The sequence below is a fragment of the Streptacidiphilus cavernicola genome (assembly GCF_042510955.1).
GTDB lineage: Bacteria > Actinomycetota > Actinomycetes > Streptomycetales > Streptomycetaceae > Streptacidiphilus > Streptacidiphilus cavernicola.
The window spans coordinates 79,231-97,311 of the sequence record NZ_JBHFAB010000001.1 but is presented as its reverse complement, the minus strand read 5'-3'; the positions used below and the strand labels follow the sequence as shown (position 1 = coordinate 97,311).

At 72.4% G+C, this 18,081-nt stretch carries 14 protein-coding genes; 11 read left to right on the top strand and 3 right to left on the bottom strand.

The genetic code is table 11. From position 1 onward, the window contains the following. The first annotated feature begins 56 nt into the window (after positions 1 to 56). A complete protein-coding gene (locus ACEZDE_RS00430) occupies positions 57 to 602 on the top strand; it encodes an FHA domain-containing protein (RefSeq protein ID WP_380530279.1) in 546 nt (181 codons plus the stop codon). A gap of 46 nt (positions 603 to 648) precedes the next feature. Here ACEZDE_RS00430 and ACEZDE_RS00425 read toward each other — a convergent pair whose 3' ends face one another. After that, entirely contained in the window at positions 649 to 1,122 is a 474-nt protein-coding gene (locus ACEZDE_RS00425; RefSeq protein ID WP_380530276.1) for a hypothetical protein, read from the bottom strand. Between the two features lie 268 nt (positions 1,123 to 1,390). On the opposite strand from ACEZDE_RS00425, the gene ACEZDE_RS00420 reads away from it, so the two are divergent. The 6 genes from ACEZDE_RS00420 to ACEZDE_RS00395 all read left to right on the top strand — a co-directional run bounded on the left by ACEZDE_RS00420 (position 1,391) and on the right by ACEZDE_RS00395 (position 12,252). Then, positions 1,391 to 1,738 (top strand): VOC family protein, encoded by a 348-nt coding sequence (locus tag ACEZDE_RS00420; protein WP_380530273.1) that lies wholly within the window; start codon positions 1,391 to 1,393, stop codon positions 1,736 to 1,738. Between the two features lie 70 nt (positions 1,739 to 1,808). Then, positions 1,809 to 4,223 (top strand): ATP-binding cassette domain-containing protein, encoded by a 2,415-nt coding sequence (locus tag ACEZDE_RS00415; RefSeq protein ID WP_380530270.1) that lies wholly within the window; start codon positions 1,809 to 1,811, stop codon positions 4,221 to 4,223. Between the two features lie 200 nt (positions 4,224 to 4,423). Further along, positions 4,424 to 8,152 (top strand): nucleotide disphospho-sugar-binding domain-containing protein, encoded by a 3,729-nt coding sequence (locus ACEZDE_RS00410; protein WP_380530267.1) that lies wholly within the window; start codon positions 4,424 to 4,426, stop codon positions 8,150 to 8,152. A 106-nt stretch (positions 8,153 to 8,258) separates the two neighbouring features. Then, the gene (locus ACEZDE_RS00405; protein WP_380530265.1) at positions 8,259 to 9,500 is read left to right on the top strand and encodes an NAD(P)/FAD-dependent oxidoreductase; all 1,242 of its coding nucleotides are present in this window, start codon (positions 8,259 to 8,261) and stop codon (positions 9,498 to 9,500) included. Between the two features lie 56 nt (positions 9,501 to 9,556). Next, positions 9,557 to 10,456, top strand: coding sequence for an RNA polymerase sigma-70 factor (locus ACEZDE_RS00400; RefSeq protein WP_380531151.1), 900 nt, complete (start codon positions 9,557 to 9,559; stop codon positions 10,454 to 10,456). A 155-nt stretch (positions 10,457 to 10,611) separates the two neighbouring features. Next, positions 10,612 to 12,252, top strand: coding sequence for a hypothetical protein (locus ACEZDE_RS00395; RefSeq protein WP_380530262.1), 1,641 nt, complete (start codon positions 10,612 to 10,614; stop codon positions 12,250 to 12,252). 79 nt (positions 12,253 to 12,331) lie between these two features. Here ACEZDE_RS00395 and msrA read toward each other — a convergent pair whose 3' ends face one another. Then, positions 12,332 to 12,991 carry a peptide-methionine (S)-S-oxide reductase MsrA gene (gene msrA / locus ACEZDE_RS00390; RefSeq protein WP_380531149.1) on the bottom strand — a complete coding sequence of 220 codons (660 nt, stop codon included), beginning with the start codon at positions 12,989 to 12,991 and terminating at the stop codon, positions 12,332 to 12,334. A gap of 98 nt (positions 12,992 to 13,089) precedes the next feature. Here msrA and ACEZDE_RS00385 point away from each other — a divergent pair, with 98 nt between their 5' ends. Further along, complete coding sequence (locus ACEZDE_RS00385) at positions 13,090 to 14,253, top strand: cystathionine gamma-synthase (RefSeq protein ID WP_380530260.1); 1,164 nt, start codon at positions 13,090 to 13,092, stop codon at positions 14,251 to 14,253. 38 nt (positions 14,254 to 14,291) lie between these two features. On the opposite strand, the gene ACEZDE_RS00380 is transcribed toward ACEZDE_RS00385, so the two are convergent. Beyond that, positions 14,292 to 14,810: a MarR family winged helix-turn-helix transcriptional regulator gene (locus ACEZDE_RS00380; RefSeq protein ID WP_380530257.1), complete on the bottom strand. Its 519-nt coding sequence runs from the start codon at positions 14,808 to 14,810 to the stop codon at positions 14,292 to 14,294. 69 nt (positions 14,811 to 14,879) lie between these two features. On the opposite strand from ACEZDE_RS00380, the gene ilvA reads away from it, so the two are divergent. The 3 genes from ilvA (at position 14,880) to ACEZDE_RS00365 (ending at position 18,078) form a co-directional block, all read left to right on the top strand. After that, positions 14,880 to 16,097, top strand: coding sequence for a threonine ammonia-lyase (gene ilvA, locus ACEZDE_RS00375; RefSeq protein WP_380530254.1), 1,218 nt, complete (start codon positions 14,880 to 14,882; stop codon positions 16,095 to 16,097). Between the two features lie 104 nt (positions 16,098 to 16,201). Beyond that, positions 16,202 to 17,224 (top strand): ATP-binding cassette domain-containing protein, encoded by a 1,023-nt coding sequence (locus ACEZDE_RS00370; RefSeq protein ID WP_380530251.1) that lies wholly within the window; start codon positions 16,202 to 16,204, stop codon positions 17,222 to 17,224. Continuing rightward, positions 17,221 to 18,078, top strand: a complete 858-nt coding sequence (locus ACEZDE_RS00365; RefSeq protein ID WP_380530248.1) for an ABC transporter permease — start codon at positions 17,221 to 17,223, stop codon at positions 18,076 to 18,078. Before ACEZDE_RS00370 ends, ACEZDE_RS00365 begins: the two co-directional genes overlap by 4 nt. Positions 18,079 to 18,081: the final 3 nt, after the last annotated feature.

Sequence of the window (18,081 nt, the reverse complement as noted above, 5' to 3'; positions counted from 1 at the left end):
CTCGACGGCTCTGGAGGCCCCTGGACGGGCCCGGAGCGAGGCCCGACAATCGAGGCATGACCACCCCCGAGCCCCTGACGCATGTGGTGCGGCTCTCGGACGCCGAGCGCGACCAGGCGATCGACGTGCTGCGCGACCACGCGGCGCAGGGGCGGCTGTCGCCGGACACCTTCATGCGCAGGATCGAGATCGCCCTCACCGCCCGTGAGCGCGGCGAACTCGACCAGCTGGTCGCGGACCTGCCCGGTCAGGGCCGCTTCTCCCGGGCCGCGGTACGGGTGGTCGGCCAGGTCTCGGCCTTCGGCGTGCGGCTGCGCGACGCCTGGCGCAACCCCTGGCTGCCCGCCCTGGTGCTGCCCGCCGCGGGGGCGGCGACCCTGCGGATCGGGCGGCTGCCCGGTGCGGACCTGAAGCTCACCCATGACTCGGTCTCCCGCGTCCACGCCGAACTCCGCCGGGACGGCGCGGTCTGGACCCTGCTGGACCTCGGCTCCACCAACGGCACGCATGTCAACGGCTCGCGGATCATCGGCTCGGTCACCGTCCGCCCCGGCGACCGGGTCGCCTTCGGCCACACCGCCTTTCGACTCAGCAGCCGCTGACGCTACGCCGGTTGCCGGTTGCCGTGTCGGGCCGGTTGACCCTGCGTCAGCCGGTGCCGCAGTCGTTCACCAGCCAGCGACCGCCGTCGCGCACCAGGAGGTAGCCCCAGAGGTGGTGACCCGAGACGAAGCTCGGGTCGTCGTCCCACCAGGCCTGCTGGTAGTCGAACTCCACCGAGACGTCGGTCTCCTGGGTCCAGGGCTGGCCGGGGAGCCGCCAGTGGTCCGCGGCGGTCATTGCGGTGGAGCCGGTCACCTTCATCCGGCGCAGGGCGGCCGTCCCGCGGAGCCACCGGTCGGTCTCGGAGCGGTACCCGGGGGTGGACAGCGCCTCGGCGGTGCTCCGGTCGTCGGCGTCCAGCGCGTGCATGTACGCCATGGCGACCTGCGCGGGCGTCGCGTCCGCGGGCGGCAGCGGCACCCGGTAGCGGGGGGTAGTGAATACCCACCAACCGACCCCGACCAGCACGGCCAGCGCCAGCGCCCCGCCGGCCAGCCAGTACCTCGTCCTTCGCGCCATGCGTCCCGCCCCCTGATCCGGCCTCTGATCCGGCCCTGCCGCCGGCCCCGGCCGTCGTCCCCGTCGCCGACCCCGGCTGAGACGGTGTGCGGGCGGGTCGTGGTTCCACCGGCCACCGGCCGTCCCTCTTCCGGCGATCACCCGGTTGGCAGGACCGGTCAGGAATCGAGAAGCGCGGGTCGCCGGGCCAGACCTAGGCTGACAGCCAAGGGCATCGCGGCCCGCCGGGCCCCCTCGCGATGCGACGGCACAAGTTACAGGAGAGACCATGACTGGCACGCCCACCCTGGGAATCAAGACCGTGCTGCACCCGGTGACCGACCTGGCCGCCGCCAAGGCCGTGTACACCGCCCTGCTCGGGGTGGAGCCGGTGGCCGACGCGCCCTACTACGTCGGCTACGAGACCGACGGCCAGCACATCGGGCTGGTGCCGGGCGGGGACATGGCCGCGCCGGTGGACTACTGGCACGTGGCGGACATCGAGGCCAAGCTGGCCGAGGTGACCGCGGCGGGCGGCACGGTGAAGTCGGCCCCCAACGACGTCGGCGGCGGTCGCCTGGTGGCCACCTTCACCGACCCCGACGGCAACGTCCTCGGGCTGCTCCAGGACCGCTGAGTACCGCCGGGCCCCGAAGCCCTGAAGCCCTGAAGTTCTGAAGCCGAGCCGCGCACAGTATGGAGACAGGATGAGCAAGGCCACCGAGGCGGATCCGTACGTCGCCGACACCAAGGACCTGATCCGCGTGCACGGCGCGCGCGTGAACAACCTCAAGGACGTCAGCGTCGAGATCCCCAAGCGCCGGCTGACGGTGTTCACCGGCGTCTCCGGCTCGGGCAAGAGCTCCCTGGTCTTCGACACGGTCGCCGCCGAGTCGCAGCGGATGATCAACGAGACCTACAGCGCCTTCGTGCAGGGCTTCATGCCGACCCTGGCGCGGCCCGACGTCGACGTGCTCGAAGGGCTGACCACCGCGATCATCGTCGACCAGCAGCGGCTGGGCGCCGACCCCCGCTCCACGGTCGGCACCGCGACCGACGCCAACGCGATGCTGCGCATCCTCTTCAGCCGGCTCGGCAAGCCGCACATCGGCTCGCCCAAGGCGTTCTCCTTCAACGTCCCCTCGATCAGCGGGGCCGGCGCGGTCACCATCGAGCGCAGCGGGAAGACCGTGAAGGAGAAGCGCAGCTTCAGCATCACCGGCGGCATGTGCCTGCGCTGCGAAGGCCGTGGCTCTGTCTCCGACATCGACCTCGGCCAGCTGTTCGACGACTCCAAGTCGCTCGCCGAGGGTGCGCTGACCATCCCCGGCTACACCCCAGGCGGCTGGAACTACCGGCTCTATGCCTCGTCGGGCTTCTTCGACCCGGAGAAGCCGATCCGGAAGTTCACCAAGAAGGAGCTCGGCGACTTCCTGCACCACGAGCCGGTCAGGATGAAGATCGAGGGCATCAACATGACCTACGAGGGGCTGATCCTCCGGGTCCAGCGGTCGATGCTGTCCAAGGACCGGGAGGCGATGCAGCCGCACATCCGGGCGTTCGTGGACCGGGCGGTCACTTTCACGGTCTGCCCCGAGTGCGAGGGCACCCGGCTCAGCGGGCCCGCCCGGTCGTCCCGGATCGGGAAGGCCAACATCGCCGACGCCTGTGCGATGCAGGTCAGCGACCTGGCCGAGTGGGTCCGCGGCCTGGACGAGCCCTCGGTGGCGCCGCTGCTGACCGCACTGCGGCAGATCCTCGACTCGATCGTGGAGATCGGCCTCGGCTACCTCTCGCTGGACCGGCCCTCGGGCACGCTGTCCGGCGGCGAGGCGCAGCGGGTGAAGATGATCCGTCACCTCGGCTCCTCGCTCACCGACGTCACCTACGTCTTCGACGAGCCGACCACGGGTCTGCACCCGCATGACATCACCCGGATGAACGACCTGCTGCTGCGGCTGCGGGACAAGGGCAACACGGTGCTGGTGGTGGAGCACAAGCCGCAGACGATCGCCATCGCCGACCATGTGGTCGACCTCGGCCCCGGCGCGGGCGCGGCGGGCGGCAGCGTCTGCTTCGAGGGCACGGTCGCGGGTCTGCGGGCCGGCGACACCAGCACCGGCCGCCATCTGGAGGACCGGGCCGCGGTCAAGGAGACGGTGCGCAAGCCCACCGGCGCGCTGGAGATCCGCGGTGCGACGTCGCACAACCTGCGGGACGTCGACGTGGACATCCCGCTCGGGGTGCTGGTCGTGGTCACCGGCGTGGCGGGCTCGGGAAAGAGCTCGCTGGTGCACGGGTCGTTGGGGGCAGGGGCAGGGGCAGGGGCAGGGGCAGGGGCAGGGTCGGCGGGTGCGGGGGTGGTGTCCGTCGACCAGGGCGCGATCGGCGGCTCGCGGCGGAGCAACCCGGCCACCTACACCGGGCTGCTGGACCCGATCCGGAAGGCGTTCGCCAAGGCCAACGGGGTGAAGCCGGCCCTGTTCAGCTCCAACTCCGAGGGGGCCTGCCCCAACTGCAACGGCAACGGCGTCATCTACACCGACCTGGCGATGATGGCCGGGGTCGCCACCACCTGCGAGGTCTGCGAGGGGAAGCGGTTCGAGGCGTCGGTGCTGGAGTACCGCCTCGGCGGCCGTGACATCAGCGAGGTGCTGGCGATGTCGGTGACCGAGGCCGAGGAGTTCTTCGGCTCCGGCGAGGCACGCACCCCGGCCGCGCACGCGATCGTGGCCCGGCTCGCCGACGTCGGGCTCGGCTACCTCACCCTCGGCCAACCGCTGCCCACCCTGTCCGGCGGCGAACGGCAGCGGCTCAAGCTGGCGACCCACCTGGCGGAGAAGGGCGGCGTCTACGTCCTGGACGAGCCGACGGCCGGGCTGCACCTGGCCGACGTGGAGCAACTGCTGGGCCTGCTCGACCGGTTGGTGGACTCCGGCAAGTCGGTGATCGTGGTGGAGCACCACCAGGCGGTGATGGCGCACGCCGACTGGATCATCGACCTCGGCCCCGGGGCCGGGCACGACGGCGGCCGGATCGTCTTCGAGGGGACACCGGCCGACCTGGTCGCGGCCCGCTCGACCCTCACCGGGGAGCACCTGGCCGCGTACGTCGGCGGCTGACACGCGGGCTGACACAACAAAGGCAAGGAGTGTTTCCCGCTACTCCTCGCCACTCTTAACTTATAGCGCAAGGGGGGCCTTGCGGCAAGGCCCCCCTTGTACCGCACAATCGTCGGCCGAGGACGAATTGTGCGGAAAACGGGAGTTGAGAAATGCGCGTGCTGCTGTCGACGTACGGGTCACGAGGAGACGTCGAACCGATGGCGGCCCTCGCGCTGCGGCTGCGGGACCTCGGCGCGGAGGTGCGGGTCTGCGCGCCGCCGGACCAGGAGTTCGCGGAACTGCTGGCCCGGGTCGGCGTTCCGCTGGTGCCGTCGGGGCCCTCGGTGCGCCGGACGGTGACCGGGGCGACCCCGCCGCCCGCGGCGGACCTGCCCCGGCGCGCGGCCGAGATGATCACCGCGCAGTACGCCACGATCCTCGCGGCGGCGGAGGGGCGGGACGAGGGATGGGGCGCGGGGCCGGCCGCGGGCGGGGCCGGGGGTTCGGCCGGGGGCTGCTACGTGGTGGTGGCGACCGGTCTGTTCCCGGCCGCTGCTGCCGCGCGGTCGGTGGCCGAGACGCTGGGCATCCGCTACGTCTACGTCAGCCTCCAGCCGACCACCCTGCCGTCGTCGCAGCACCCGCCGCACCCCTACCCGGGATGGCCGCTGCCACCGGAGGTGACCGACAACCGGGCGCTCTGGGAGCTGAACACCGAGACCATGGACGCGCTGTTCGGCCCGGCCTTCAACACCCACCGGGCCTCGGTCGGCCTGCCGCCGGTGGAGCACGTCCGCGACCACGTCTTCACCGGGCGGCCCTGGCTGGCGACGGACCCGGCGCTGAGCCCGTGGCAGCGCGATGGCCTCGGCGGCGGCGCGGACGGTGTGGACGCGGTCGCGGACGGCGCGGACGACGCGGACGTGGTGCAGACCGGGGCCTGGATCCTTCCGGACGGGCGTCCGCTCCCGGCCGGGTTGGAGGCGTTCCTCGCGGCCGGTGCGGCGCCGGTGTACGTGGGCTTCGGCAGCATGCCGATGCGGGGCGCGGCGGACGTCGCCGGGGTGGCCGTCGAGGCGGTCCGGGCGCAGGGACGCCGGGTGCTGCTCTCCCGTGGCTGGGCCGAGCTGGGCCCGGATGACCACGGCGGGGACGACTGCTTCGTCGTCGGCGAGGTCAACCAGCAGGCGCTGTTCGGGCGGGTGGCCGCCGTCGTGCACCACGGCGGCGCGGGTACCACGACGACCGCTGCGCGGGCCGGCGTCCCGCAGGTGGTGCTGCCGCAGATCGTGGACCAGCCCTACTGGGCCGGTCGGGTGGCCGAGTTGGGCATCGGTGTGGCGCATGACGGGCCGAGCCCGACCGTCGCGTCCCTGTCGGCCGCGCTCCGGACCGCGCTGTCCCCCGGGGTCCGCGCGCGAGCCGCCGCCGTGGCCGGCACCGTCCGCACCGACGGTGCCGCGACGGCCGCGGCGCTGCTGCTCGACGATGCCGACGACGCTGCTGCCGCCTGCGCCGCTTCCGACGCCGCCTCCGACGCCGCTTCCTCCGCCTCCGCCCCCGACGTCCGCGCCGACGCCGCCGCCGCCACCTCCGCTGCCGCGGAAGCGAATTGGCGGAGCGGGGAGCTGCGGGCGGAGAACGCCTACCTCGGCATGTTGTACGACCGTCTCGACGCGCAGCGCGACCTCGCCGCCACCCGGCTGCGCGAGGTCCACCGCCAGGACAAGGGCGGAACGGCCCAGTCCCGGATGGAGCGGGACACGCTGGAGATCCACCACACCCGCCGACTGGCCGAGCTGCACGCCGCCGAGTACGGGCTCTGCTTCGGCCGGATCGACAGCGCCGACGGCGAGCGGCAGTACATCGGCCGGATCGCCCTGGCCGACGAGGAGCACGACCCGGTGCTCACCGACTGGCGGGCGTCCGCCGCTGAGCCGTTCTACCGGGCCACGCCCGCCGCGCCCGGCGTGGTGACCGGCCGTCGGCACCTGCGCAGCAAGGACAGGACCGTGGTCGACTTCGACGACGACGCCTTCGGGGTGGACTCCCTGGAGGGCCGCGACAGTTCCCAGCTGAGCGGGGAGACCGCCCTGCTCGCCTCGCTGACGGCGGCTCGGACCGGGAGGATGGGCGACATCGTCGCCACCATCCAGGCCGAGCAGGACCGGATCATCCGCTCCGAACTCGGCGGCGTGCTGGTGGTGCAGGGCGGTCCGGGGACCGGCAAGACCGTGGTGGCGCTGCACCGCGCCGCGTACCTGCTCTACACCCACCGCGACCGGCTGGCCAAGCGCGGTGTGCTGGTGATCGGGCCGAACCGGACCTTCCTGCGCTACATCGACCAGGTGCTCCCCGCGCTCGGCGAGAGCGAGGTGGTGCTGAGCAGCATCGGCGCGCTCTACCCGGGCGTGACCGGGACCGACGCGGAGACGCCCGAGGCGGCGGCGGTCAAGGGCGACGCCCGGATGGCCCGGGTGCTGGCCGCCGCGCTGGAGAGCTTCCGGGAGCTGCCGGAGGAGTCATGGAGCATCACCGTGGGCCGGCGGTCGGCCCACCGCGAGGTGCTGGAGATCAGCCGGGCCCTGGGGGAGCGCGCCCACGCCGCCGCGCACCGGTCGGGCGAGGCCCACAACCCGGCCAGGGCCGAGCTGGTCGAGCGGCTCTCCTCCGAACTGGCCCTGCGGATCGCCAGGGACCGGGGCACCCCGATGGACCTCGACGATGTCGCCGACCTCGCCGACGGACTGGTCGAGGAGCCGGAATTCCAGGCCGTGGTGGAGCGGCTGTGGCCGCGGCTGAGCCCTGAGCGAATGCTCACTCACCTCTTTGCCTCCCCGGAACTGCTGGCCCGGACCATGCCGGACTTCACCGAGGCCGAACGCGCCGCGCTGCTCCGTGAACACCCAGGCCCGGACGCGGACGTGGACGCCGACGCGGACCCGGGCCCGGACGCCGCCGTCGCCTGGACCAACGCCGACGTCCCGCTGCTGGACGAGGCCGCCGAACTGCTCGGCCCGCTGCCCGGCGGCGCCGGCGCCCCCGTCCCCCCGCACCAGCAGACCGGACCCGACGCCGCCGAGCTGGAGTTCGCGAAGATCGTCCTGGACGACTTCGGGGTGGGGCTGGCCGAGATGGACGCCGCGATGCTGGCCCGCCAGTACCGCGGCGAGGAGTCGCTCCGTCCGCTGGCCGAGCGCGCGGTCGAGGACCGGACCTGGGGCTTCGGCCATGTGATCGTGGACGAGGCGCAGGAGTTGTCCCCGATGGACTGGCGGCTGCTGACCCGCCGCTGCCCCGGCCGCTCCATGACGATCGTGGGCGACCTGGCCCAGACCGGCGCACCGGCCGGGCTCAGCGCCTGGGGCGAGGCGCTGGACGACTACACGGCCGGGCGCTGGCGCACGGTGGAGCTGGCCGTCAACTACCGGACCCCGGCCGAGATCATGCGGACCACCGAGGGTGTGCTGCGCGCGCTCGACCCGGCGCTCACCGCCCCCACCGCGGTGCGCAGCGGCGGCGTCCGCCCGTGGAGCCGCCGCCTCCCCGACCACCTCCCCGACTCCGACCGCGACTCCGACCGCGACCGGGCGCTGCGCGACGCCGTCGAGAAGGAGATCGCTGCCCTGGACGGCGGCCGGATGGCGGTCGTCCACGCGGCCACCTGGCCGTCCGAACGGGTCGCCTCCCTGGCCGAGTTGGACGGCGTCACGACCGCCGCCGACCCGTCCGCCCTGGATTCGCCGGTGGTCCTGCTGACGGCGGCCCAGGCCAAGGGCCTGGAATTCGACGCGGTCCTGGTGGTCGAGCCCGCCGAGATCCTGGCGGCCCACACCCGGGGCGTGAACGACCTCTACGTCGCCCTCACCCGGGCCACCAGAACCCTCGGCGTCCTGCACACCCGGCCCCTCCCGGAGATGCTGGACGGCAGCCTGGATCCACGCTGACCCGAGGTCCGGCGGGTGGTCGGCGGAGTGATCTGCGCCACGTGGTGTCACAGCGGTCGGCCATGCGGTGTCTTGTGGCTGAACCTCTCGGATCGAAGGAGACACCATGAGCGAGAACACCGAGAACGCCAGGAACACCGAGGTCGTCGTGATCGGCGGCGGATACGCCGGGGTTATGGCGGCCAACCGCCTGACCCAGCGCGACGACGTGAGCGTGACCCTGGTCAACCCGCGTCCGACCTTTGTCGAGCGGATCCGGCTGCACCAGCTGGCGGCCGGGTCCCACGACGCGGTCGTCGACTACCGGGAGGTGCTGGCCGACAGCGTCCGGCTGGTGGTCGACACGGTGACCCGGATCGACGCGGCCGAGCGCGGACTGGTGCTGGCGGCCGGCGGCACGGTCGGCTACGACTACCTGGTCTACGCGGTGGGCAGCGGCAGCGCCGACCCGGGTGTGCCCGGAGCGGCCGAGTTCGCCCATCCGCTGGCCGGTCTTGAGGAGGCGCAGCGGCTGCGGCCGGTGATCGAGGCCGCGCCCGCGTCGGCCGGGGTGACGGTGGTCGGCGCCGGTCCGACCGGCATCGAGGCCGCCGCGGAGCTGGCCGAGCAGGGCCGCGCGGTGACCCTGGTCTGCGGCCAGGTGCTCGGCCCCTACCTGCACCCGCGGGTCCGCCGTGCGATCGCCGCCCGGCTGGCCGCGCTCGGGATGACCGTGCTGGCCGGTCCCGGGGCGACGGTGACGGCGGTGACCCGCGACGCCGTGCGGCTCAGCGACGGCCGCACGCTGCCGAGCGCGGTGACCGTCTGGACCGCCGGCTTCGGCGTGCCGGACCTGGCCGTCCGCAGCGGACTGAGCACCGACGCGCTGGGCCGCCTGCTCACCGACGAGACGCTGACCAGCGTGGACGACCCGCGCATCGTCGCCGCGGGGGACTCGGCGGCGCCGTCAGGACAGCCGCTGCGGATGAGCTGCCAGGCCGCGGGTCCGATGGGCGCGCAGGCCGCCGACACGGTGCTCAGCCGGATCGCAGGCAGGCAGCCCGAGCCGCTCGTCGTGGGGTTCGCCGGTCAGTGCATCAGCCTGGGACGTCGCCTCGGCGTCTTCCAGTTCGCCCACCGGGACGACAGCGCGACCAGGTTCCACCTCGGCGGCCGACCGGGTGCGAAACTCAAGGAGTTCATCTGCCGACAGACCGTCAAGCAGCTGACGGACGAGGCACGCAAGCCCGGTGCGCGTGGGCCCGTCCTGGTCAAGAACACCAAGCGTCAGCAACTGATCCAGGCCAGGGGCGCCGCGAGCACCGAGGGCGCCGCGGCAGTCGCTGCCCCGGTCGGCGGCCGGTCGTAAACATGGCTGAGCACAAGGAACAGGACACCGCTGTGAGCGACGATCACGCCGACGCCATGACCCACGCCGCCGCCGACGACCCGGCGACCGAGGCCTTCGTTGCGCACCGCAACCTCCTCTTCACCGTCGCCTACGAGATGCTCGGATCGGCGGCCGACGCCGAGGACGTGCTCCAGGAGACCTGGCTGCGCTGGATCAAGGTCGACCTGGAGCAGGTGCGCGACCAGCGGGCCTACCTGGTCCGGATCACCACCCGGCAGTCGCTGAACCGGCTGCGCACGGTGAGCCGCCACCGGGAGTCCTACGTCGGCCCCTGGCTGCCCGAGCCGCTGCTCACCACACCGGACGTGGCCGAGGACGTCGAACTCGCCGAGAGCCTGTCGATGGCGATCATGCTCGTCCTGGAGACCCTGTCGCCCACCGAGCGCGCCGTCTTCGTGCTGCGCGAGGCCTTCGACGTCAGCTACGAGGAGATCGCCGCCGCCGTCGACAAGAGCACCGCCGCGGTCCGGCAGATCGCGCACCGGGCCCGCCTGCACGTCGACGCCCGCCGCCCCCGCGCGGTGGCTTCCCCGGGCGAGACCCGGGCCGCGCTGGAGTCGTTCCGGCACGCCCTGGCGACCGGCGACCTGCAGGGCCTGCTCGACGTGCTCGCCCCGGACGTGGTCCTGGTCAGCGACGGCGGCGGCGTCAAGCAGGCGGCGCTGCGCCCGATCGTCGGCGCCGACAAGGTGTCCCGCTTCATCGCCGGCGGCTCCGGCAAGACCGCGGGCGTGCTCACCGGCGACCTGATCACCGTCAACGGCAACCTGGCCCTCGCCCTACGGGTGGACGGCGAACTCGACGGCATCCTCGCCCTCCGCGTCGAGGACGCCCGCGTCACCGGCCTCTACTACGTCCGCAACCCCGCAAAACTCACCCGCGTCGATTCCGAGATCCCGCTCACGCTCCTCTGAAACTCCTCCAACCGGTGCAGATGAGCACGAATGAATCCGCCCTCCAGAAATTGCCGGGTGCGGGCGGACAGGGGGCGCGTACTCTGACGCCGATCGGGGCCATTTCGGTCCCCAGCAGGAAAGTTGACGACTGCGTGAATTCGTCCGCGTTTCTCATGTCCGGTACCGAGCGTGCTCTGACGGCCGCGGTGGCGCTCGGCGTGCTGGCCGCCGCCGCCGGCGTCATCCAGCCCGTCGTCGCGTCGGCCGCGCCGCTCGGGCCGGGCCCGAACGTTCCCACCGCCCTGAGCACGTTCCCGTCCTCCGCCTGCAAGGGCACGATTCTCGGCGACGGCGACATCACGCTGTACGCGGCCGTGTCCTCCGCGGCGGGCGGCACCCTCGGCGTGGACTTCAAGGTGACGGAGCACGGCACCCACAGCGTCGTCGCCGAGACGTCCCCGACGGCGCTGACCGTGCCCTCGGGCACGACGGCCGTGTACCGCATCCCCGAGGCCACCTGGAAGGCGGCGGCCGACGACAGGATCACGAAGTTCGACTGGAAGGTCCGGGCCGCCGACTCCACGGGCACCAGCGCCTGGTCCACCACCTGCCACTTCTCCTTCGACCCCACCCGTCCGGGCACGCCCTCGGTCGGCCAGCCGGGATCGACCACCATCGGCCAGCCGGTCAACATCGCGATCACCGCCCCCACCAGCGGCTCCGTCCCCAGCGGCTACCAGTACCAGCTCAACGAGGGCGCTCCGGTGAACGTCACCGCGAGCTCGACGGGCGGCGCCACGATCACGATCACCCCGACCCGCTCCGTCAACACCCTTTCGGTCACCGGTATGTCTCCGGGCGGGAACTTCGGCGGAAGCACCACCATCACCTTCGTCTCCGCCACGCCCCCGCCCGACCTCACCGACGGCGACCTCACCGGCGACGAGGTACCGGACCTGCTCACCGTGGGGGCGCAGAACGGACTGCCGTCCGGCCTGTGGCTGGCCGCGGGCGCGGGCAACGGCCACGTCGCCACGTCGCCGACCGACATCGGGACCAACGGCGACGGGATCAACTACGAGGGCGCGCCGTCCGACCTCGACGGGGCGACGGCCATCACCGGGCGCTTCACCGGCGGCTCCGACCAGGACGTCCTGGTCTACTACCCGGCAGGCATCCACGCCGGCAGCGGTGTGATCCTCCAGGGCAACGGCACCGGCGCTCCGCTCCCCAACGGGGGCGACAACCTGTCGTCGGGCTCGCTCGCCAACTTCGACGGCGACAACCCCACCCAGATCGTCAACGCGGGCAACACCTCCGGCAGCAACACCGGCCTGCCGGACCTGCTCGGCATCCTGGGCGACAGCACCAGCGGCTACGGGCTCAACCTCTACACGTCGTTCGCCCCGGCCGCGTACGGATTCCCGGTCACCCTGAACGTCAACACGCCTGACGGAACCGCCGACTGGGACAACTGGACCATCGCCGCCACCCAGCTGCCGGTCAGCGGCGGGGGCATGAGCACCGCGATGTTCCTGTGGAAGAAGTCCACCGGCGAGCTCGACCTGTGGAAGAACCTCGCGGCCGACCCCGACACCGGGAACCTCACCTTCGACGCCTACCCGGTCGCCACCGACTGGAACACCGGCGCCGACGTCACGCTGCAGGCCGCCGACATCAACAGCGACGGAGTACCGGACCTGTGGACCGTCGGCGCGGGTGAGGCAGTCACCGCCGACCTCTTCAGCAACCTCTCGAGCACAGGACCGGCCACGGTCACCCCGGTCGCCGAAACCCTCGACACCGCCAACTGACCCACCGAGGGCCACCGGCCCCACCGGTGGCCCTCCGCCGCAGGACGCGCCCGACGCTGCGGGGATCGAGCGGTCCCGCTCAGCCGTCGGTCCTGGCGACGCCCACCGGGCAGGACTGGCCGGTGCCGCCGAGGCCGCAGTAGCCGTCGGGGTTCTTGTCGAGGTACTGCTGGTGGTACGGCTCGGCCGGGTAGAAGGGGCCGGCCGGGAGGATCTCGGTGGTGATCGGCGGGAAGCCGACGCGGCTGAGGACGGACTGGAACGAGTCGCGGGTCTCGGTCGCGGCGGTCTGCTGCTCGGGGGAGTGGGTGTAGGCGGCGGAGCGGTACTGGGTGCCGCGGTCGTTGCCCTGGCGGAAGCCCTGGGTGGGGTCGTGCGCCTCCCAGAAGACCTTCAGCAGGTCCGCGTAGCCGACCTTCGCCGGGTCGAAGACCACGCGGACGGCCTCGGTGTGGCCGGTGTGGCCGCTGCAGACCTCCTCGTAGGTCGGGTTGGCCGTGTGGCCGCCCTGGTAGCCGACGAGGGTCGTCCACACGCCCGGGACCTGCCAGAACGCGCGCTCCGCGCCCCAGAAGCAGCCGAGGCCGAAGTCGGCGACCTCCAGCCCGGCCGGGTACGGGCCGTCCAGCGGGTTGCCCAGGACGGTGTGCCGCGCGGGCAGCGCGAAGGCGGGCTGGGCACGGCCCTGCAGGGCTTCGTCTGCGCTGGGGAGTCGGGTCTTGAAGCTCTGGAACATCATGTCCGGGGAACGTCCGGCGGCGGACGGGAATTCCACCGCCCACCACGCGGGGCGGTCTCGCGGGCCGGGCGGGTGGTTTCGGACTACCCTCGGGGCTCATGAGCACCAATCACCCTCACTCGCACGACTACGCCTTCGAGACCCTGGCCATCCATGCCGGGCAGGAGGCCGATCCGCAGACCGGGGCCGTGGTCACCCCCATCTACCAGGTCTCGACGTACAAGCAGGACGGCGTCGGCGGCCTCCGCGGCGGCTACGAGTACAGCCGCTCCGCCAACCCCACCCGGACCGCGCTGGAGCAGAACCTCGCCGCCCTGGACGGCGGACGCCGCGGCCTGGCCTTCGCCTCGGGCCTGGCCGCCGAGGACTGCCTGCTGCGCACGGTCACCAAGCCGGGCGACCACATCGTCATCCCCAACGACGCCTACGGCGGCACCTTCCGGCTGTTCTCCAAGGTGCTGTCGCGCTGGGGCGTGGAGTGGTCCGTCGCCGACACCCAGCACCCGGAGGCGGTCCGCGCCGCGGTCCGCCCCAACACCAAGGTGATCTGGGTCGAGACGCCGAGCAACCCGCTGCTCGGGATCACCGACATCGCCGCGGTCGCGCACGTGGCCAAGGAGTCCGGCTCGCTGCTGGTGGTCGACAACACCTTCGCCAGCCCCTACCTGCAGCAGCCGCTGGGCCTGGGCGCGGACGTGGTCGTCTACTCCACCACCAAGTACATGGGCGGCCACTCCGACGTGGTCGGCGGCGCGCTGGTGACCGACGACGCCACGCTGGGCGAGGAGTTGGCGTACCACCAGAACGCGATGGGCGCGGTCGCCGGCCCGTTCGACGCCTGGCTGGTGATGCGCGGGATCAAGACCCTCGGCGTGCGGATGGACCGGCACAGCGAGAACGCGGCCCGGGTGGCCGCGTTCCTGGCCGAGCACCCCAAGGTCTCGCACGTGCTCTACCCCGGGCTGCCCTCGCACGCGGGCCACGACGTCGCGGTCAAGCAGATGAAGGCCTTCGGCGGGATGGTGTCGTTCCGGCACAAGGACGGCGAGCAGGCCGCGGTCGAGGTCTGCAACCGGGCCACGCTGTTCACCCTGGGTGAGTCGCTGGGCGGCGTGGAGTCGCTGATCGAGCACCCGGGCCGGATGACGCACGCCTCGGCGGCCGGTTCCGCGCTGGAGGTCCCGGCGGACCTGGTCCGGCTCTCGGTCGGCATCGAGTCGGTCGACGACCTGCTCGCCGACCTGTCCGAGGCGCTGCGCTAGACAGGTCCAACGGGCGGGGACCGCCACCGCCGGACCCGCTAAGGCCGGAACTCCTGCATCGCCTGGTTGAACCGGGTCAGCAGGTCGCAGAACCGGCGCTGGTCCTGGTTCGGCCAGCCGTCGGTCAGCCGGCGGATCATCTCCTGCCGCGAGGCCCGCACCTCCTTGAGCCGTTCCCGTCCCAGCGGGGACAGTTCGAGGAGGACGGCCCGGCCGTCGTCCGGGTTCGGCACCCGGTCCACCAGGCCTGACTCCACCAGCGGCGCGACCTGCCGGGTCACCGTGGACGAGTCGATCCCCATCGCCCCGGCCAGTGCCTTCACCCCGACCGCGCCGCTGTGCTGGAGCCGGTGCAGCAGCAGGAACGCGGCCCGGTCCATCGAGTTCCGCTGGTCGCCCACCCCGCCCATGCGCACCTGCTCCACCCGCCGGGCGAGGATCGCGACCTGGTACTGGAGCCGGTCGTACAGCACCTCGTCCCCTTCGGCGGGGAGGGGGCCGCCGGACTGGGAACCGCCGGACACGGAATCGGCGGGCGCGATGTCAGATGAGGTCATCGGGGTCACGATCTGTCGTTGTACGGAGCTGTATCCGAGCGTATCGGTGGAACGCCCTACGCTGAACCCATGAACTCCTGGCCGATCACGCTCGATGACATTCGCGGCGCCCACAAGATGCTCGCGGGGGTGGCGCGGGTGACTCCGATGGAGGGCAGCCGCCACCTCTCCGCGATGATCGGCTCACCGGTCCACCTCAAGTGCGAGAACCTGCAGCGCACCGGTTCGTTCAAGCTGCGCGGCGCCTATGTCAGGATCGCCGGGCTCAGCCCGGACGAGCGGGCCGCCGGGGTGGTCGCCGCCAGCGCCGGGAACCACGCCCAGGGGGTCGCCCTGGCCGCCACCACGCTCGGGGTCCGCTCCACCGTGTTCATGCCGGTGGCCGCGCCGCTGCCGAAGGTCGCCGCCACCCGCGACTACGGCGCGCAGGTCCGGCTGTTCGGCGAGAACTTCGACGCCACCCTGGCCGCCGCGCTGGAGTACGCGGAGACCACCGGCGCCGTGGTGATCCACCCGTTCGACCACCAGGACGTGGTGGCCGGGCAGGGCACGGTCGGACTGGAGATCCTGGAGCAGTGCCCGGAGGTCCGCACCGTCCTGGTCGGGGTCGGCGGCGGCGGGCTGCTCGCCGGGATCGCCACCGCGGTCAAGGCGCTGCGCCCGGACGTCCGGGTGGTCGGCGTGCAGGCGGCCGGCGCGGCGGCGTACCCGCCGTCGCTGCGGGCCGGGCGGCCGGTCAGCCTGGAGGGCTTCTCCACCATGGCCGACGGCATCCAGGTGGGCCGTCCGGGGGACATCCCGTTCGAGATCGTCAGCAAGCTGGCCGACGGGGTGCTGACGGTGAGTGAGTCCTCACTCGCCCAGGCCCAGTTGATCTGCCTGGAGCGCTGCAAGCTGGTGGTCGAGCCGGCCGGGGCCAGCACCGTGGCCGCGCTGCTGGAGCACGCCGACCGGTTGGAGGGCCCGGTGGTCGCGGTGCTCTCCGGCGGCAACGTCGACCCGCTGCTGCTGCAGCGGGTGCTGCGGCACGGCATGGTCGTCGCCGGGCGCTACCTGTCGCTGCGGCTGCGGATCACCGACCGTCCCGGCGCGCTGGCGAGCCTGCTCGGCGCGCTGACCCGGGTGGACGCCAACGTGGTGGACGTGGCCCACGTCCGCACCGACCCCAAGCTCGACCTGGGCGAGGCCGAGGTCGACCTCCATCTGGAAACCAAGGGCCCCGAGCACTGCGACGCCGTAGTGTCTGAGCTCCGGAAAGCCGGATACACCGTACTCCGGCAGAGCTGACAGCATCGGTCCCTTTCGTCCGGTTAATTCGGGTCGCGAGCCGGCCCGTTCCCGTGGAGGCTGGTGCTGGTGCGGCATGGCACGGGATACGGGAGGAGCAGCAGATGGCGGGAGCCATTGAGGCCGAGGGCCTGGTGAAGACCTTCGGGGACGTCCGAGCCCTGGACGGGGTCAGTCTCGACGTGCCGGAGGGCACGGTGCTCGGGCTGCTCGGCCCGAACGGCGCCGGGAAGACCACCACGGTCCGGGTGCTCACCACCCTGCTCAAGCCGGACTCCGGACGGGCCGTGGTGGCCGGGGTGGACGTGCTGAAGCACCCCAACAAGGTGCGCAGCCTGATCGGCCTGTCCGGCCAGTACGCGGCCGTCGACGAGTACCTCACCGGCCGCGAGAACCTGCAGATGGTCGGCGAGCTCTACCAGATGAGCGCCCGGGACGCCAAGGCCCGCGCACTGGAGCTGCTGGAGTGGTTCAACCTCTCCGAGGCCGCCAACCGCACCGCCAAGACCTACTCCGGCGGTATGCGCCGCCGGCTCGACCTGGCCGCCGCCCTGGTGGTCCGGCCGCCGGTGATGTTCCTGGACGAGCCCACCACCGGCCTCGACCCGCGCAACCGGATGGCGCTGTGGGAGGTCATCGAGACCCTGGTGGAGCAGGGCACCACGCTGCTGCTGACCACCCAGTACCTGGAGGAGGCGGACCGCCTCGCCCACGACATCTGCGTGGTCGACCACGGCAAGGTGATCGCCCGGGGCACCGCCGACCAGCTCAAGGCGCAGATCGGCGGCGAGCGGATCGAGGTGGTGGTGCACGACCAGGGCGACCTGGCCGAGGCTGTCGGCGCGCTCGGCCCGTACGCCAAGGGCGAGCCCACCGTGGAGCAGCACACCCGCCGGATCACCGTCCCGGTCAGCGGCGGCGCGCGGGTCCTCGCCGACGTGATCAGGGAGCTGGACGGGCGCGGCATCGTGATCAACGACATCGGGCTGCGCCGCCCGACCCTCGACGACGTGTTCCTGTCGCTGACCGGGCACGCGACGCTGGGCGACGACGACGAGAACGGCGACTCCGCGGGCACGAGGCCCGGAACCGGAACCGAGGCCGCGAGCGAGAGGGTGTCCCCGTGACCACGACCACCGGTGCGATCGGCTCCGCCGTCCCGGTCCAGCACGGCGGGGCCGGGCGGGTCCTGCGCGACTCCTGGGTGGTGGCCAAGCGCAACCTGCGGCGGATGACCCGCATTCCCGAGATCGTGGTGTTCGGGATGATGCAGCCGGTCATGTTCGTGCTGCTGTTCACCTATGTCATGGGCGGCGCCATCGCCATCCCCGGCATGGGCAGCAACCCCAACGCCTACAAGCAGTACCTGATGGCCGGGATCTTCGCGCAGACGGTGACCTTCGCGGTGGCCGGGGCTTCGGCCGGGATCGCCGAGGACATGAACAAGGGCCTGGTGGACCGGTTCCGGTCGCTGCCGATGGCCCGCTCCGCGGTCCTGGTCGGCCGGACCCTGGCCGACCTGGTGCAGACCGCGCTGACGCTGGTGGTGCTGGCCCTGGTGGCGTTCCTGATCGGCTGGCGGATCCACAAGAGCCTGCTGGAGGCGCTGGCCGGGTTCGCCCTGCTGCTGCTGCTCGGCTACGCCTTCTCCTGGATCGGCGCGCTGATCGGCCTGTCGGTGCGCAGCCCGGAGGCGGCCACCTCGGCCGGCCTGGTCTGGCTGTTCCCGCTGACCTTCGTCTCCAACGCGTTCGTGCCGGTCAGCAGCATGCCGGGCTGGCTGCAGGCGATCGCCTACTGGAACCCGTTCAGCGCGACCGTGCAGGCGGCCCGCGACCTGTTCGGCAACCTGCCGCCGGGCCCCGGCCCGACGGTCTGGCCGATGGTGCACGCGATCGGGGTGTCGATCGGCTGGTCGGTGCTGATCGCGGTGGTCTTCTCCTGGCTGTCGGTACGCAAGTACCGCTCCGCCGTGGGCTGACCC

Bases quoted from the DNA above. Each gene is read 5' to 3' on its own strand.
- ACEZDE_RS00430 (WP_380530279.1), top strand. From the start codon at position 57: ATGACCACCCCCGAGCCCCTGACGCATGTGGTGCGGCTCTCGGACGCC.
- ACEZDE_RS00425 (WP_380530276.1), bottom strand. From the start codon at position 1,122: ATGGCGCGAAGGACGAGGTACTGGCTGGCCGGCGGGGCGCTGGCGCTG.
- ACEZDE_RS00420 (WP_380530273.1), top strand. From the start codon at position 1,391: ATGACTGGCACGCCCACCCTGGGAATCAAGACCGTGCTGCACCCGGTG.
- ACEZDE_RS00415 (WP_380530270.1), top strand. From the start codon at position 1,809: ATGAGCAAGGCCACCGAGGCGGATCCGTACGTCGCCGACACCAAGGAC.
- ACEZDE_RS00410 (WP_380530267.1), top strand. From the start codon at position 4,424: ATGGCGGCCCTCGCGCTGCGGCTGCGGGACCTCGGCGCGGAGGTGCGG.
- ACEZDE_RS00405 (WP_380530265.1), top strand. From the start codon at position 8,259: ATGAGCGAGAACACCGAGAACGCCAGGAACACCGAGGTCGTCGTGATC.
- ACEZDE_RS00400 (WP_380531151.1), top strand. From the start codon at position 9,557: ATGACCCACGCCGCCGCCGACGACCCGGCGACCGAGGCCTTCGTTGCG.
- ACEZDE_RS00395 (WP_380530262.1), top strand. From the start codon at position 10,612: ATGTCCGGTACCGAGCGTGCTCTGACGGCCGCGGTGGCGCTCGGCGTG.
- msrA (WP_380531149.1), bottom strand. From the start codon at position 12,991: ATGATGTTCCAGAGCTTCAAGACCCGACTCCCCAGCGCAGACGAAGCC.
- ACEZDE_RS00385 (WP_380530260.1), top strand. From the start codon at position 13,090: ATGAGCACCAATCACCCTCACTCGCACGACTACGCCTTCGAGACCCTG.
- ACEZDE_RS00380 (WP_380530257.1), bottom strand. From the start codon at position 14,810: ATGACCTCATCTGACATCGCGCCCGCCGATTCCGTGTCCGGCGGTTCC.
- ilvA (WP_380530254.1), top strand. From the start codon at position 14,880: ATGAACTCCTGGCCGATCACGCTCGATGACATTCGCGGCGCCCACAAG.
- ACEZDE_RS00370 (WP_380530251.1), top strand. From the start codon at position 16,202: ATGGCGGGAGCCATTGAGGCCGAGGGCCTGGTGAAGACCTTCGGGGAC.